The sequence below is a fragment of the Geomonas edaphica genome, assembly GCF_004917075.1.
Lineage (GTDB): Bacteria > Desulfobacterota > Desulfuromonadia > Geobacterales > Geobacteraceae > Geomonas > Geomonas edaphica.
Map to the genome: position 1 here is coordinate 482,392 of NZ_SSYB01000005.1, position 14,484 is coordinate 496,875.

Annotated in this window: 14 protein-coding genes; 10 read left to right on the forward strand and 4 right to left on the reverse strand. The window is 61.6% G+C overall.

Annotation, left to right across the window (positions count from 1 at the left end):
- Positions 1 to 100 precede the first annotated feature (100 nt).
- Positions 101 to 2,041: a phosphoenolpyruvate carboxykinase (GTP) gene (locus E8K79_RS17900; RefSeq protein ID WP_281276106.1), complete on the reverse strand. Its 1,941-nt coding sequence runs from the start codon at positions 2,039 to 2,041 to the stop codon at positions 101 to 103.
- 444 nt (positions 2,042 to 2,485) lie between these two features.
- Between E8K79_RS17900 and rd the strand changes: the two genes are divergently transcribed.
- Entirely contained in the window at positions 2,486 to 2,644 is a 159-nt protein-coding gene (rd, locus tag E8K79_RS17905) for a rubredoxin (protein ID WP_129127127.1), read from the forward strand.
- 46 nt (positions 2,645 to 2,690) lie between these two features.
- Here rd and E8K79_RS17910 read toward each other — a convergent pair whose 3' ends face one another.
- From E8K79_RS17910 to E8K79_RS17920, 3 genes are all read right to left on the reverse strand, one after another.
- Entirely contained in the window at positions 2,691 to 3,761 is a 1,071-nt protein-coding gene (locus tag E8K79_RS17910; protein WP_136515898.1) for a pyridoxal-phosphate-dependent aminotransferase family protein, read from the reverse strand.
- Positions 3,762 to 3,943: 182 nt separating this feature from the next.
- Entirely contained in the window at positions 3,944 to 4,246 is a 303-nt protein-coding gene (locus E8K79_RS17915) for a type II toxin-antitoxin system RelE/ParE family toxin (RefSeq protein ID WP_136515899.1), read from the reverse strand.
- 2 nt (positions 4,247 to 4,248) lie between these two features.
- Positions 4,249 to 4,521 carry a type II toxin-antitoxin system Phd/YefM family antitoxin gene (locus E8K79_RS17920; protein WP_136515900.1) on the reverse strand — a complete coding sequence of 91 codons (273 nt, stop codon included), beginning with the start codon at positions 4,519 to 4,521 and terminating at the stop codon, positions 4,249 to 4,251.
- Positions 4,522 to 4,965: 444 nt separating this feature from the next.
- Here E8K79_RS17920 and der point away from each other — a divergent pair, with 444 nt between their 5' ends.
- The 9 genes from der (at position 4,966) to E8K79_RS17965 (ending at position 14,471) form a co-directional block, all read left to right on the forward strand.
- The gene (gene der, locus E8K79_RS17925; protein ID WP_136515901.1) at positions 4,966 to 6,288 is read left to right on the forward strand and encodes a ribosome biogenesis GTPase Der; all 1,323 of its coding nucleotides are present in this window, start codon (positions 4,966 to 4,968) and stop codon (positions 6,286 to 6,288) included.
- A gap of 78 nt (positions 6,289 to 6,366) precedes the next feature.
- On the forward strand, positions 6,367 to 8,115 hold the full coding sequence (locus E8K79_RS17930) for a response regulator (RefSeq protein ID WP_136515902.1): 1,749 nt from the start codon (positions 6,367 to 6,369) through the stop codon (positions 8,113 to 8,115).
- Position 8,116: 1 nt separating this feature from the next.
- Positions 8,117 to 8,482 (forward strand): response regulator, encoded by a 366-nt coding sequence (locus tag E8K79_RS17935; RefSeq protein WP_129127121.1) that lies wholly within the window; start codon positions 8,117 to 8,119, stop codon positions 8,480 to 8,482.
- A 166-nt stretch (positions 8,483 to 8,648) separates the two neighbouring features.
- Positions 8,649 to 10,724, forward strand: a complete 2,076-nt coding sequence (locus E8K79_RS17940) for a chemotaxis protein CheA (RefSeq protein ID WP_136515903.1) — start codon at positions 8,649 to 8,651, stop codon at positions 10,722 to 10,724.
- Positions 10,724 to 11,524, forward strand: coding sequence for an ExeA family protein (locus E8K79_RS17945; RefSeq protein WP_136515904.1), 801 nt, complete (start codon positions 10,724 to 10,726; stop codon positions 11,522 to 11,524). The genes E8K79_RS17940 and E8K79_RS17945 overlap by 1 nt, the downstream gene beginning before the upstream one ends.
- A gap of 145 nt (positions 11,525 to 11,669) precedes the next feature.
- On the forward strand, positions 11,670 to 12,434 hold the full coding sequence (locus E8K79_RS17950; protein ID WP_136515905.1) for a chemotaxis protein CheW: 765 nt from the start codon (positions 11,670 to 11,672) through the stop codon (positions 12,432 to 12,434).
- A 26-nt stretch (positions 12,435 to 12,460) separates the two neighbouring features.
- Positions 12,461 to 12,853, forward strand: coding sequence for a response regulator transcription factor (locus E8K79_RS17955; protein ID WP_136515906.1), 393 nt, complete (start codon positions 12,461 to 12,463; stop codon positions 12,851 to 12,853).
- Positions 12,850 to 13,359, forward strand: coding sequence for a chemotaxis protein CheW (locus tag E8K79_RS17960; RefSeq protein WP_136515907.1), 510 nt, complete (start codon positions 12,850 to 12,852; stop codon positions 13,357 to 13,359). Before E8K79_RS17955 ends, E8K79_RS17960 begins: the two co-directional genes overlap by 4 nt.
- Positions 13,353 to 14,471 (forward strand): response regulator, encoded by a 1,119-nt coding sequence (locus E8K79_RS17965; RefSeq protein WP_136515908.1) that lies wholly within the window; start codon positions 13,353 to 13,355, stop codon positions 14,469 to 14,471. Before E8K79_RS17960 ends, E8K79_RS17965 begins: the two co-directional genes overlap by 7 nt.
- Positions 14,472 to 14,484: the final 13 nt, after the last annotated feature.

Genomic DNA, 14,484 nt, shown 5'->3' on the forward strand with positions numbered 1-14,484 from the left:
AGATAACAGGGGCAGGTCTGTTTGCAACCTGGGCGGCAATGAGAAAGGGCCCCGGTCTTTCGACCGGGGCCCTTCGTTGTTGCATCGGTTTTTCAACGCGTTAGTCGTTGAAGCCTTCCTCCGGGGTCAGCGGGTTGAACTGCTCCCAGTGCTCCGGGGAGCGCCACAGGCCGGAAAGGATCATCTCGCGGATGTGGAGGAACTCCTTCGGGAGGCGGTCGTACATCTTCACGAAGAGCTCCTCGTGGGAGAGGATCTCCTCCTTCCAGACGTCACGGTCGATGGACATGAGCTCGTGGTACTGCTCGCGGGAGACGTCGTTCAGGCCGGTCCAGTCGATGTCCTCGTAGCGCGGCATCCAGCCGAGCGGGCTCTCAACGGAGGCGCCGCGGCCGTTGGCGCGGTCGGCGATCCACTTCAAAACGCGCATGTTCTCGCCGAAGCCCGGCCAGAGGAACTTGCCGTTGGCGTCTTTTCTGAACCAGTTGACGGAGAAGATGCGCGGCGGGTTCGGGGTGGTGCGACCGACCTGCAGCCAGTGGTTGAAGTAGTCCGCCACGTGGTAGCCGGTGAACGGCAGCATCGCGAACGGGTCGCGGCGCACGTTGCCGATGGCGCCGACCGCGGCAGCGGTGGTCTCGCTACCCATGGTGGCGGCCAAGTACACGCCGTAGCTCCAGTTGAAGGCCTGGTACACGAGCGGGATCACGTTGTTGCGGCGGCCGCCGAACACGAACGCCTTCATCGGCACGCCCTTCGGGTCTTCCCACGCGGGGTCGATGGAGGGGCACTGGGAAGCCGGGGAGGTGAAGCGGGAGTTCGGGTGCGCGGCGTTCCTGCCGCACCCTGCGGTCCACGCGTTGCCCTGCCAGTCGGTGAGCTTCGCGGGGGCCTCGTCGGTCATCCCTTCCCACCAGACGTCGCCGTCTTCGGTGAGTGCGACGTTGGTGAAGATGGTGTTCTTCGCGCAGGAGTGCATCGCGTTCGGGTTGGACTTGAACGAGGTGCCCGGGGCCACGCCGAAGAAGCCCGCTTCCGGGTTGATGGCGTAGAGCTGGCCGTCGGGGCCGGGCTTGATCCAGGCGATGTCGTCGCCGACGGTGGAGATCTTGTAGCCGCTCTGCTTGAAGTGGTCGGGCGGGACCAGCATGGAGAGGTTGGTCTTGCCGCAGGCGCTCGGGAAGGCGGCGCCCAGGTAGGTCTTCTCCCCTTCCGGGGTCTCGATGCCGAGGATCAGCATGTGCTCCGCGAGCCACCCTTCGTCCTTGGCGATCTTGGAGGCGATCCTCAGGGCAAGGCATTTCTTGCCGAGAAGGGCGTTGCCGCCGTAGCCGGAACCGAAGGACCAGATGGAGCGCTCCTCCGGGAAGTGAACGATGTACTTCTCTTTGTTGCACGGCCAGGGCACGTCTTTCTGGCCCGCGGCGAGCGGTGCGCCGACGGAGTGGAGGCAGGGGACGAACTCGCCGTTCTCACCCAGGATGTCGATGACCTTCTTGCCCATGCGGGTCATGATCTTCATGTTGACCGCGACGTAGGCGGAGTCGGAGATCTCAACGCCGATCTTGGCGATGTTGGAGCCCAAGGGACCCATGGAGAAGGGGATGACGTACATGGTGCGACCCTTCATGCAGCCGGTGAAGAGGCCGGTCAGGGTCTTCTTCATCTCTTTCGGGGGCGTCCAGTTGTTGGTCGGGCCTGCGTCCTGTTTCGCGATGGAGCAGATGAAGGTGCGGTCTTCGACGCGTGCGACGTCGCCGGGGTCGGACCAAGCGAGGTAGCTGTTCGGACGCTTCTCCGGGTTCAGCTTCTTGAAGGTGCCCCCCTTGACGAGCTGCTCGCAGAGGCTGTCGTACTCCGCCTCGCTGCCGTCACACCAGTGGATCTGGTCCGGCTGGCACATCTCTGCCACTTCCTTCACCCAGGCCAGCAGTTGCTTGTTCTTTACTTCGTAACTCATGCCTATTCCCTCCTTTGGGTATTTCGACGCGATAACACGTGACGCTAATGTCTCTTGGGTGTTGCTGATCATCGTTTCCATGGGTCACCCTCCTTCGCCTAAGTGGCGGAAGACCGAGAGGAGACGGCGGGGTGCAAACGTATCCGCTGCCGGAATTTCCGGTCGGTCTGCTGTTTGATGTTCTTTACTGCGTTCGATTTTCGGGACTGTGATGACTGAGAACTGCGGGATTGCAGGGACCTCTGGTGCGGGGGATGTTGCAGTGAGTCCTCGCCCTGTGTCTTGTTCTTCCGTCTTCTTCACTGTGCCTTGCTGCTGCGAGTCGCCCGTTATTGCCGGGGAACCTTATGCCTTTGCTGCATCGAACGTCTGTCTTTTCACCTCCTCGTTTTGTAGTTTTAATTATCGCACTGTAACACAGCGTACAATGAAAGCAAGTTCTAAACGGCTCGGCGCCCCAATTGACAGGCTGAGGCGGTCTGTTAGACTTTTGCGGTCCCAGAACAGATACCGAGGGGGTGTTTAATGGAGCCTTACATCTGCACCGTATGCCAGTATGTCTATGACCCTTACGTCGGCGACCCCGACAACGGCGTGCCGCCGGGAACACCCTTCGCGGACCTGCCGGACGACTGGGTATGTCCCATCTGCGGCGTCGGCAAGGAGGCCTTCGAGCCTGAGTAAAGCATTTAAAAAGGGGGGGAGCTGAACTGCTCCCCCCCTTCGTCTGTTAGAGACCCTGCAGGATCCCCTCCAATTCGGTTGTAATCTGTTTGAGATCTTCCAACTGCATGTCGCCCATGTGGGCCACGCGGAAGGTCTTCCCTTTCAGTTTCCCGTAGCCGTCGTCGAACGCAATGCCGCGCTCACCCAACTGTTTCTTCACAAGGCCCAGGTCCACGCCGCGGTCGTTGGTCGCGCAGGTGAGGGTGACGGAGCGGTACCCTTCGGCTGGAAGGATGCCGAAGCCCTTCTCCCCAACCCAGGCGCGCATGAAGTCGGCCATATCCTGGTGACGCTGCCAGCGTTTCTCCAGTCCTTCGGCGAAGATCCTCTCCAGCTGCAGGTCCATGGCGTAAATGAGCGAGATGCACGGGGTGGACGGGGTGTTGTCCTTCTCGTCGGCGGCGAGGAATTCCAGGAAGTCGAAGTAGTAGCCGCGCCCCGGGACGTTCTTCGCGCGCTCCAGCGCCTTCTCGCTTGCGGTGAAGACGGCGAGGCCCGGCGGTAGGGCGAAGGCCTTTTGCACCCCGAAGACGCAGCAGTCTATCCCGATCTCGTCGATGGGGATGTTGAGTGCGCTCATCGAGGATACCGTGTCGACGATGGAGACGACGTCCGGGTACTTCTTGAGCACCTCGCCGATCTCGAAGAGCGGGCTCATGGTGCCGGTGGACGTTTCGTTGTGGATGAGGGTGATGGCGTCGTACTTGCCGGTGGCAAGTGCTGCGTCGACCATCTCGGGGGTGATCGGCTGTCCCCACTCGGCCTTGAAGGCGTCCGCCTCCTTGCCGCAGGAAAGGGTGACCTTGTGCCACTTGTCGGAGAAGGCGCCGTTGCAGAAGTTCGCGCAGCGCCTGCCGACGAGGTTGCGTACCGCACCTTCCATGGCGCCGAAGGCGCTCGAGGTGGAGAGGAACACTTTGTCGGAGGTGGACATGAGCCGCTTCAGCTTATCGGTGACGCCCTTGTGCAGGCGGGCGTACTCCGGCATGCGGTGGCCGATCATCGGGGTTGCCATGGCCTGGAGGATCTCCGGGCTCACCTCGATCGGTCCGGGGATATACAGCTTCTTGTGCATGTAGGGCTCCGTTCCTGAAGTTTTAGAGATCTTGCCGGCAGCGTGCGGCGGGAGGGCGGGGTAGGGCGTGAACGACCGACACAACGGGGTTCAGTCCTGCTGCAGGCGGATCGCCAACCTAGCAGATTCCGCTTGCAATGTCAATTCTCGCGCACGGGAAAAGGAGGCTGTTTTGGGTGAGGTCAACGTCCTATTTTAAGCAGTCTCTCGCTGCGCCATACCATGACAACGCGGATGTGGTTGCTGTCGATGCGGTACACGATACGAAAAGGAGAAGAGATGATTTCTCTTAGATAGGGCAGATTGAATTCGGGGACGACGCGTCCGCTTTGAGGAAAGGATGAAATCCGTTCTATGGATGCCATTAACTGATTAATGATCTTGTCAGCAATTTCCGGCACCTTCCGATCGCGGTACCACTCGCGGATTTCTTCGAGGTCTTCAACCGCTGATGCAGCGAAGGTGATGGCGTATTTCGCCGGCACGATCAGGCAATTCCCAGGCGCTTCTTAACTTCGGCCAGATCCAACTCACGCCCTTGTTCCAGGTCCATCAGTCCATGAACCACACTCCGAAGGAAGGCACGCTCCTCGGTGTCGGCTTCGTAATCCTCAAGGGACTGAACGACGGCCACAGCACGTCCCCTGCTGGTGAGCAGAACGGGGCGATGTGTTTTGTCCATGCGACTTACCACCTTCCCCGGACTTGCTTTCAGGTCGCTTAGTGCCACTACGTCCTGCGATAATTCCACTTTTGCCATGTTCTCCTCCATCTGCCTCAACACTGGTGCCGATAATAGCATCTGCCGTAGCTTCGTTCAAGCGGCGGGGGGTGACGCCGATGTCTTTGGCAAGTCGGTACTGGGTGATCCCCATCGGTTGCAAGAACTCGGCAAGAAGGATCTCGCCGGGGTGTATCGGGGGAAATCTCTCGTGTTCATCGCTAAGCCTCCTCAGTGGTAGTCAGTCGCGGCGCCTCCAGCTTATGCTTCCAGAGATATGGTGGTCAAGGGATATGCCCCCGCAGTGGGGCGTGCCGTTTGCCGCGTAAGCCCGTTGCCGACGGCCTTTTGAGAGCAAATTGTATATGTTGCTTATTGGTCGGCAAAATGTTAAACATACCGGTTAGCTGTTTAATACATTAAAACCGAAAGCGCGCGTTTTTTTAGCACCTTATGAATTGGCCCGCTTTCAGCCGGAAAAACATGAAACCTATTATTGCCATCGTCGGACGCCCGAACGTCGGGAAGTCCACCCTCTTCAACAGGCTGGTCGGGCGCCGTAAGGCGATGGTCGACGACATGCCCGGGGTCACCCGGGATCGTAACTACGCCGAAGTGAACCGCTTCGACATCCCCTTCATACTGGTCGACACCGGCGGTTTCGAGCCGGAGACCTCTGACAAGCTTTTGCAGCAGATGCGGGAGCAGTCCCGCTTCGCCATGGAAGAGGCGGACCTGATCCTCTTCATTATGGACGCCCGCGACGGGCTCACCCCTGCGGACCGGGACGTCGTGGACATGCTGCGGCGCATCAACAAGCCGGTCTTCCACATCATCAACAAGGTGGACGGCGAGAAGCAGGAGGCGAACGCAGGCGACTTTTACTCCCTCGGCGTCGACCACGTCCACACCATCTCCGCCGAACATAACCGCGGCGTGGGCGACCTGATGGACGAGGTGCTGGCCGCTCTTCCCTACAACCGGGAGAAGGATGAGGACGAGGAGATCACGAGGATCGCCGTGGTGGGGCGCCCGAACGTCGGGAAGTCCACCCTGGTGAATCGTCTCCTGGGATACGAGCGCGTTGTGGCGAACCCCACCGCCGGCACCACGAGGGACGCGGTCGACACCCGCTTCACCGTTAACAAGAAGCCGTACCTCTTGATCGACACCGCCGGCATCCGCCGCAAGGGGAAGACGGTCGAGAAGGTGGAGAAGTACTCGGTCATGGACGCCTTGCGCTCCATCGAGCGGGCGGACGTGGTGCTCATCGTGCTGAACGCCGAGGAAGGGGTTACCGAGCAGGACACGAAGATCGCCGGTTATGCCTACGAGGCGGGACGCGGCTGCATCTTCGTCGTCAACAAGTGGGACACCCTGCAAAAGGACAACTCCAGCATAGTGAAGTTCACCGACGACATCCGCCGTCATTTCAAGTATCTACCCTTCGCACCGATCCTTTTCATCTCGGCGGAAACCGGTCAGCGCACCGGCAAGATCATCACCGAGGTGGACCGGGTCATGGAGCAGTACTGCAAGAGGGTCCCGACCGGCGAGCTGAACCGGATCTTCAACCAGGCCGTGGACGAGAATCACGCACCGCTTGACGGCGGCAGAAGGGTGAAGTTTTACTATGCGACCCAGGTAGGGGTGAAACCTCCTTCCTTTGTCATCTTCACCAACCGCCCGGAGGGGATTCATTTTTCCTATGAGCGGTACATCATGAACCGTTTTAGAGAGGCTTTCTGTTTCGACGGGACTCCATTGAAACTCATTTTCCGTGGCAGAGACAAGAAAGATACCTAAATCATTCTTTACTTGGCCGATACGATGGTTTAGTATGATGCCTATTTTTAATCTACCCACGCACAGCGAGCGGCATCAATGAGTCTAGTCGGCAATTTGGAAGATCTCGGACTTGGCGAGATCCTGCAGATAGTCAGCCTGAGCAGAAGGTCCGGCGTTCTCACCCTGCAAAGCAGGGGACGGGAAGCCCGGGTGCTTTTCCGCAGCGGGCAGGTTATCCGCGCCATCTCGTCGACCTTCCAGCAGAACATTGGCGAGGTGCTGATCCAGCAGGGGGTAATCGACCTCGGCACCTTGAAGCGCGCGCTCAGCATCCAGGCCGACGAAGGATACACGCAACTGCTCGGCGCCATCATGGTGGACCGCTTCAACGTCAGCGCGGACGCCATCGAGACGGTGGTGCGCGAGCAGATCGAGAACGTGGTCTATTCGCTCTTCGCGTGGGCCGAGGGGACCTTCGAGTTCGAACTGCAGGAGATCGGCGAGGGGGACAGTACCCGGCTCGACCCGGTGCAGTTCATGCTGCAGCAGGGGCTCAACCCGCAATACCTCGCCATGGAAGGGTCGCGCATCATCGACGAGCAGCGCCACCGCGGCGAGTCCGGCGAGGAGCACGATGAGGCCGTGGTGCACGACGAGTCGGTGGACTTCGCCTTCGACCTGCTCCAGGAGCCCGAACCGAGCCCCCCCGCGTCCCCTTTACCCCCCCCTGACGTACCCGCCTTCCAAGAGGAACCGCCCGCAGCGCCTATTCACGCGGCACCCCGCGAGCAGATAACCGCCACCTCGGCGGGAAAGCCGCTCGTGCTCGTGGACGACGACCCTGCGACTCTCGCCGCGCTCACCGACCTGCTCACCGCACAGGGTTTTCGGGTGGAGGGGATGGACCGGGGCGAGGATGCCCTCATCCGTGTCGACTCGCTGTACCGTGACGGCGTGCGCCCGACGGTGCTCGTGGACCTGATCATGCCCCGCATGGACGGCACCGGCATCCTGGGCGGGCTGGAGCTTTTGGAGCTCGTGCGCAACAACTTCCCGGAGCTGCCGCTTCTGGGATTCTCAGACTTCCCCAACGACGAGGCGCAGCGCAAGATGCGCACCCTCGGCATACCGCTGCTTATGAAGCCGTCGAAGGGCGACCTTGACGACGCGCTGGACATCTTCGCGCCCAGGCTGCAAAAGGCGCTGGAAAGTCTGGCCGCCGGGGAGGATACCGCCTTCACCAGCGTCAACATCGGCGACGAGCTGAGGCTCGAGATGGGGGAAGAGCCGGCGCTTTCTGCGCCGCAGGTGAGCCAGAGCACCGGCATCTCGCAGTTGCGCGGCATGCTCGAGGAGCTCAACAACCCGCAGCTCGGCGGCGGGATCATCCTGCTCGTGCTTCGTTTCGCGGCGGAGTTCGTGAACCGCGCCGTGGTGCTTCTGGTCAAGAAGGAGACCATCCAGGGGCTCGGGCAGTTCGGCCTGCAGGACAGGGACGGGAGCGCCGATGCCAGGGTCAGGTCACTTTCAATACCGAGGGGGGAGCAGTCCCTCTTTACCCAGGTGCTCGAGACCCGTTTCCCCGTGAAAGGGGGAGTGGACGCCTCCGTCTGGAGCCATCACTTCCTTGAACAGCTTGGAGGCGGGCGCCCTGCGGAGTATTTCGTGGGGCCGATCGTGAGTGAAGGGAAGGTCGTAGCGGTCCTCTACGGTGACAATCTGCCGGAGGACAAGCCCGTTGGCGACACCGACTCGCTGGAGATATTCCTGAGTCAGGCGGGCATAGCGATGGAGAAGGCCCTCCTGCAGCGCAGGCTGCAGGAACAGGGACGAGGAGAAATGTGACGTGAAGAGGATACTCATAGCGGAAGATTCCAATACCATGCGTTCCATGCTGGTCTCCACCATAGACGAACTCGAGAAATACACCATCGTTGAGGCGGCGAGCGGGTTCGAGGCGTTGCGGCTTTTGCCGCGCGAGCAGGTGGACCTGATCATCACTGACATCAACATGCCCGACATCAACGGGCTGGAGCTGATCAGCTACGTGCGCAACAACCCGAACTACCAGTCCATCCCGCTCTTCATCGTCTCCACCGAAAGCGGCGAGAAGGACCTGGAGAAGGGGCGCGCGCTCGGGGCGAACGAGTACCTAGTGAAGCCGTTTGACCCGGTGAAGCTGCAGGAACTGGTGCAGAAGTATCTCGGATAAGGCCGTTCTACGTTCAACGTTCCGCATCGACTTGCCCGTGGCAAAGGGAGCGGCGACGGCTTCAGGAGTAATACGCAGACACGACAGTCTTAGACAGAACAGAAGGCCAAATCGAACGTTGAACGTTGAACGTTGAACGTTGAACGTCAGTTGAGAGAAAGAGGCTATGAGCGTTGAGGACAACATAGGGAAGGCTTTGAAGGATTTTCTCGCGGAGGCTGAGGAGATCCTCGACCAGTTGAGTCTTGACCTGGTTTCGCTGAGCGACTGTGCGGATACCGGCGACTGCAATCCGGACCTGGTGAACTCGGTGTTCCGCGGCGCGCACTCCCTTAAGGGGCTCGCGGGGATGTTCGGCCTCTCGGACATCGCGGAACTAGGCCACCACCTGGAAAACCTCCTCGACGCCCTGAGGCTCGGCAAGGTGGACCTGGACCAGGCGGTGGTGAGCACCCTCTTCGAGTCGACCGAACTTTTGGCGCAGCTCGTGCGCGGCGCCGGCGAGTCGGGTGGCGAGGGGGCCGACCTCTCGGGGGCGATGAAGCGCATCAACGACTGCCTCACCCGCGGCCCGAAAGGGAACCAGGATTCGCCGCTTGCCCGTCTCAACATCCCCGAGCGGGTCCTCTCCTCGATGACCGAGTACGAGGAACACCGGCTCTTGGAGAACGTGAAGAAGGGACGCAACATCTACTCGATCCGGGTGTCGCTCCTTCTTGCGTCCTTTGACTCCGAGCTCATGGAGCTTACCGAGACGCTGAAGCAGGCGGGCGAGGTCATCAGTACGCTCCCCTCCGCCTCCAGCGGGCTCGACTCAGGCATCGACTTCGAGATCCTCTTCGGCTCGGAGCTCTCCGCTGACGCACTCACCCCGCTCATCGACCGCGAGCACCTGAGCATCACCGCCTTCGGCGACGCGGGTAAAAGCCAGGCCCCGCGCCGCGCGCAGACCCTTGCGGAAGCCGAGGCCGAGGTCGAGGCGGAAGCAGCACCTGGGCACGAGGAAGGGGAGTTCCAGCCTCCGGTGCCGGCGGAGACGGCGCTCAGCGCGAAGAGCATGAGCCGCACCGTGCGCGTCGACATCGGGAAGCTCGACCTGCTCATGAACATCGTGGGCGAACTGGTCCTCTCCCACTCCATGATCGCCGACGTCGCCGCCCGCATGCGCCGCGACGGCCTCATCGTCCCTTCGCAGGATCTCAACAAGGCCGCCAAGGGGCTCGAGAAGAAGCTCTCCGAGCTGCAGAAGGGGGTCATGGAGATCAGGATGATCCCGGTGGGGCAGCTCTTCGACAAGATGTCACGCATCATCAGGAAGATCTCCCGCGAGCAGGGGAAGAAGGTCGACCTGAAGCTCTACGGCGCGGACACCGAGCTCGACAAGCTCATCATCGAGGACATCTCCGACCCGGTCATGCACATCGTGAGAAACTCCATCGACCACGGCATCGAGACCCCCGAAGAACGGCTCGCCGCGGGCAAGGACGAAAAGGGAACCATCACCCTCTCCTCCTACCAGAAGGGGAATCACGTCGTGATCCAGGTCGATGACGACGGCGGCGGCATCGATGTGTCGCGGGTGAAGAAGAAGGCTATCGCGCTCGGCATCATCGACCGCATGGACGAGGTGAACGACCGCGAGGCGCTCGACTTCATCTTCCGCCCCGGTTTCTCCACCACCGACACGGTGAGTGAGATCTCCGGTCGCGGCGTCGGCATGGACGTGGTGCGCACCAACATCGCCGCCCTCTCCGGCCTGATTGACGTGGAGAACTTCCCGGGGCAGGGGGCCCGTTTCGTGATCACCCTCCCCATCACCCTCGCCATCATCAAAGCGCTCATCATCTCCACCGCGGGACGCACCTACGCCCTCCCCATCACCTCGGTTCTCGAAAGCATCATCGTTGAACAGAAGGAGATCAGGACCGTCGAGCGCAAGGAGGTGATCCAGCTGCGCGAGACGACGCTGCCGCTTTTGCGCCTCTCCGAGTTCTTCGAGCTCAAAGGGGGAACGCCGGCGCCGGAGAGCTGCTACGTGGTCGTGGTGGGGGTCGCTGAGAAAAGGCTCGGGCTCGTGGTCGACGATCTTTTGGGGCAGCAGGACATCGTCATCAAGTCCATCGGCGAGACCTTCGCCGGCTTCCGCGGCATCTCCGGTGCGGCGGACCTTGGAGATCAGCGCACCATCCTGGTGCTTGACGTCGGGGGCGTGATCAGCGAGGCCACCCGGGGGAGCGCCTGATGTACAAGGAGTTTTACGGTCTCATCGAGAAGCCTTTCAGCAAGACCCCTGATCCCCGGTTCCTTTACATGAGTTCCGGCCATCAGGAGGCCCTGGCGCGGCTCGAGTACGCGGTGGAGGAGACCGAGATCGCCCTTCTGACCGGCGACATCGGCTGCGGCAAGACCACGATCTCGCGGGCGCTCATGGACCGCATGGGGGACAGGTACCACTTCCTGTTCGTCTTCAACCCGCGCCTTACCGCGGACGAGCTTTTGCGCGTGATCGCCTCCGGCCTGCAGGTGGATACCCCCTCCTCGCAGAAGGACCAGCTATTGAAGGAGATCACCACGGCGCTCTACCGTCTGCACGGCGAAGGGCGCATCCCCGTGGTGGTGATCGACGAGGCGCAGATGATTCCGGACCGGGACCTTTTCGACGAGCTGCGCCTGCTTACCAATTTCCAGCTCGACGACCGGAACCTTTTGAGCGTGATCATCATGGGGCAGCCCGAGCTGCGCGAGATGCTCGCCTCGCCGGTCTACGAGCCGTTTCGTCAGCGCATATCGCTCACTTTCCACCTGGCGCCGCTTGGGCTCGAGGAGACGCTTGAGTACCTGGATTTCAGGATCGTGGCGGCCGGCGGGGAGCCCGGGCTTTTCTCGCCCGATGCAGTGCAGAGGATTTACGAGCTTTCCGGCGGGGTGCCGCGGCGCATCAACGCCGTCGCCACCAACGCGCTCTTGATCGGCTACGGCAGGGATGCCGCCTGGATCGACGCCGCGATCATCGAGGAGACCGCGGCGGAGCTGCTTGCTTGAACCGAACAGACGTTCAACGTTCAGCGTTCGACGTTTAAAGCAAGATGGGTTCGATCTGCCGCTGCGTTGATGGAAGGCGCGGCCTGCGTTGAAGCTGATGCCCCGAACGTTGAACGCTGAACGCTGAACGGGTTTACGAGGTCCTATGAATCTTGCAGAGATCAGAAAAAAGGCTTCCCGCGGGGAGGCGCCGAGGACGGCTCAGGAATGGGCGGCGCCTCAGGCTGAGCCCGCGCCGCAACCGGCGCAGGATGCTCCGGCGGAGCGCGAGGCGGACGCGTTCGACGAACTCGATTTCGAACCGGCCGTCGTCGACCCTGATCCGTTGCCGCTGGCGTCCCGCCCATGGCAGGCGGAGACGCAGACTTTCGACGCCTTCGAGGAAGAGCCCGAGGTCTTCGACCCGGCCGCGGTGATCCTTAAGGGGCGCGAGTCGGCCTCCTTCGAACTCGAGGTCTCGCAGCAGGAGGTACTGGACGCGGCCAGCGTGGAGCTTCTCTGCTTCAGGGTGGCAAGCGAGGAGTACGCCATCAGCATCATGGACATAAAGGAGATCATCAAACCGCGCGAGGTGACCGAGGTCCCAAGGGTACCGAGTTTCGTCCGCGGCATCCTCTCCCTGCGCGGCAACATCATACCCGTCTTCGACATAAAGGCGCGCCTAGGCCTCGCCGACGGTGCGGTCTCCGAGCGCGAGCGCATCGTGGTGGTCAAGCGGGAAAACGGCTACGCAGGCGTCCTCGTGGACGAGGTGGTGCAGGTCGTGCGCATCGCCGAAGGTGGTATCGAACCTCCGCCGGTGGTCCTCGAGGGGATCGACCGCGAGTTCGTGCTCGGCATCGGCCGGGTGAGCGGCAGGATGCTCATCCTGCTCGACATGGAAAAGGTACTGGACGTAGGGCTTTTGTAAGAGCCACGGGGCGGCAGGGGGGAAGCATGGAGAAGAACAGGATCCTCGTGGTCGAGGATGAAGAGAGTCTGCTGAAGCTTGAGAGCATCCTCTTCACCTCTAAAGGGTATCAGGTGACCGGCGTACGTGGCGGCAAGGAGGCCCTGGCCTCGATCGCGGAGCAGGCGCCGGATTTAATCGTCCTGGACCTCATGCTCCCGGACATGGACGGCTTCGAGGTCTGCCGGCACATAAAGGAAAACGAGGCGACGCGCGCCATCCCGGTGGTGATGCTGACCGCCAAAAAGAGCAGCCGCGACCTGGAGCACGGCAAGCAGGTCGGCGCCGACGCCTACATCACCAAGCCTTTCAAATCGATCAAGGTGCTCGAGGTGATCGAGGAACTGCTCGGCAACCAGCAGGAGAAGGAGGGGCGATGACTGAGGAACTGCAGGAAATCCAGGTCGCCTGCCTGCGTATGGACGACGGGCTCTACGCCGTCGACATCATGCGCATCAGGGAGATCATCAGGGTTCCGAAGCTCGCGCCGCTGCCGAGGGCGCTCCCGTTCGTAGAGGGGGTGATCAACCTGCGCGGTTCGGTGATCCCGGTCGTCGATCTGAGGAAGCGCTTCGGGCTTCCCCCCGCGGAAAACAATGAGACCGCGCGTCTTTTGATCCTCTCCATCTCCGGGCAGCCGCTGGCCCTTATGGTGGATGAGGTCACCGAGATGATCACCATCCCGATGCGGGAGCTGAAGGCGCCGCCGCGCGGCGTGAGGATCGTGGGGAGCGAGTACATGGTGGGGCTTTGCCTGGTGCAGGAAGTGCCGGTGATGCTCTTGAACATAGACGCCCTGCTCACCTTCCAGGAGAAGGCCCAACTGGGCTGCTTCACCCCCCAGGCGGGGACCACTTCCACGACGAAAAAGAGCCAAGCATGCTGATAGTCTGCCCAAACTGCAAGAAGAGATTCGATGTTACCGTTACCGGTCCGGAAGAGGCGAAGAAGCTGCGCTGCTCCAGTTGCAAGGCGGTGTTTCGCCTGGTGCGCAAGGGTGAGCGGAGTGCTGCACCGCCGACGGCCGGGCTGAAGGTGGTGGTAGCAAACGAAAGTGCCGCCTTCTGCAAGGCGGTCGAGAAGGTTCTGGCCGCCGAGCCTTTCAAGCTCTTTCTCTGCACTGACGGCAAGGAGGCGCTGGAGACGGTGCAGCGGGAGAAACCGGCGGTGCTTCTTCTCGACGTGGCGCTTCCCACCATGTTCGGATTCGAGGTCTGCGAGCGTGTGCGCCAGGACCCCGCACTTTCCGGCGTGAAGATCGTACTCATCGCCTCGATTTACGACAAGACCCGCTATAAGCGTTCGCCGAACTCCCTTTACGGCGCCGACGACTACATCGAGAAGCACCATATCCCGGACTCGCTGGTCTCCATGATCTACCGGCTCACCTCCGGCGGGATGCCTCCTGTCGTGCGTCCGACCGAGAGCGAACTTGCCGCGCAGGAGCAAAGCCGCAGCGAGATCAGGCAGTGTGAGGTCGAGGCGACCTCCATGGCCGTGCCGCCCGCTTCCGAAGCGGCCCCGGCCCCCGCAGCCGTCCCCGCTCCCGAGGAAGTCCCGGTTCCCGCGGCCGCACCGATTCCGGTGGAAGTACCTGCCCCGGTTGAGGTCCCCGAACCGGTTGAGGCCGCACCGGTCGAGGCGCCGACTCCCGTTGAAGCGCCGGTACTCGAAGCTGCCCGTGAAGTGCCGGCGCCCCCGGTTGCTCCCGCGGCACCCGCAGCTTCCCCGGCCCCGGCGCAGCAACTGCCGGAGGAACAGGTGAAGGCGCGGCGTCTGGCGAGGATCATCGTTTCCGATATCGTCCTCTACAACCAGGCTAAGGTGGAGCAGGGGGTGCGCGAAGGGAGCTTTTACGAGCTTTTAGCCGACGACATCCGCGAAGGGGAGTACCTGTACCAGCAGCGTGTTTCCCAACAGGTGCGCGACACCACCAGCTTCCTGAAGGACGCCTTCGAGGAACTGATCGCAAAAAAACGAGCCGAACTGAACGTCTAGGAGATCACCCTGT

What these genes read in the sequence shown, in the direction of transcription:
- E8K79_RS17950 (WP_136515905.1), top strand. Translation starts at nt 11,670, where the DNA reads ATGAATCTTGCAGAGATCAGAAAAAAGGCTTCCCGCGGGGAGGCGCCG.
- E8K79_RS17940 (WP_136515903.1), top strand. Translation starts at nt 8,649, where the DNA reads ATGAGCGTTGAGGACAACATAGGGAAGGCTTTGAAGGATTTTCTCGCG.
- der (WP_136515901.1), top strand. Translation starts at nt 4,966, where the DNA reads ATGAAACCTATTATTGCCATCGTCGGACGCCCGAACGTCGGGAAGTCC.
- E8K79_RS17910 (WP_136515898.1), bottom strand. Translation starts at nt 3,761, where the DNA reads ATGCACAAGAAGCTGTATATCCCCGGACCGATCGAGGTGAGCCCGGAG.
- E8K79_RS17930 (WP_136515902.1), top strand. Translation starts at nt 6,367, where the DNA reads ATGAGTCTAGTCGGCAATTTGGAAGATCTCGGACTTGGCGAGATCCTG.
- E8K79_RS17945 (WP_136515904.1), top strand. Translation starts at nt 10,724, where the DNA reads ATGTACAAGGAGTTTTACGGTCTCATCGAGAAGCCTTTCAGCAAGACC.
- rd (WP_129127127.1), top strand. Translation starts at nt 2,486, where the DNA reads ATGGAGCCTTACATCTGCACCGTATGCCAGTATGTCTATGACCCTTAC.
- E8K79_RS17965 (WP_136515908.1), top strand. Translation starts at nt 13,353, where the DNA reads ATGCTGATAGTCTGCCCAAACTGCAAGAAGAGATTCGATGTTACCGTT.
- E8K79_RS17955 (WP_136515906.1), top strand. Translation starts at nt 12,461, where the DNA reads ATGGAGAAGAACAGGATCCTCGTGGTCGAGGATGAAGAGAGTCTGCTG.
- E8K79_RS17920 (WP_136515900.1), bottom strand. Translation starts at nt 4,521, where the DNA reads ATGGCAAAAGTGGAATTATCGCAGGACGTAGTGGCACTAAGCGACCTG.
- E8K79_RS17960 (WP_136515907.1), top strand. Translation starts at nt 12,850, where the DNA reads ATGACTGAGGAACTGCAGGAAATCCAGGTCGCCTGCCTGCGTATGGAC.
- E8K79_RS17900 (WP_281276106.1), bottom strand. Translation starts at nt 2,041, where the DNA reads ATGGAAACGATGATCAGCAACACCCAAGAGACATTAGCGTCACGTGTT.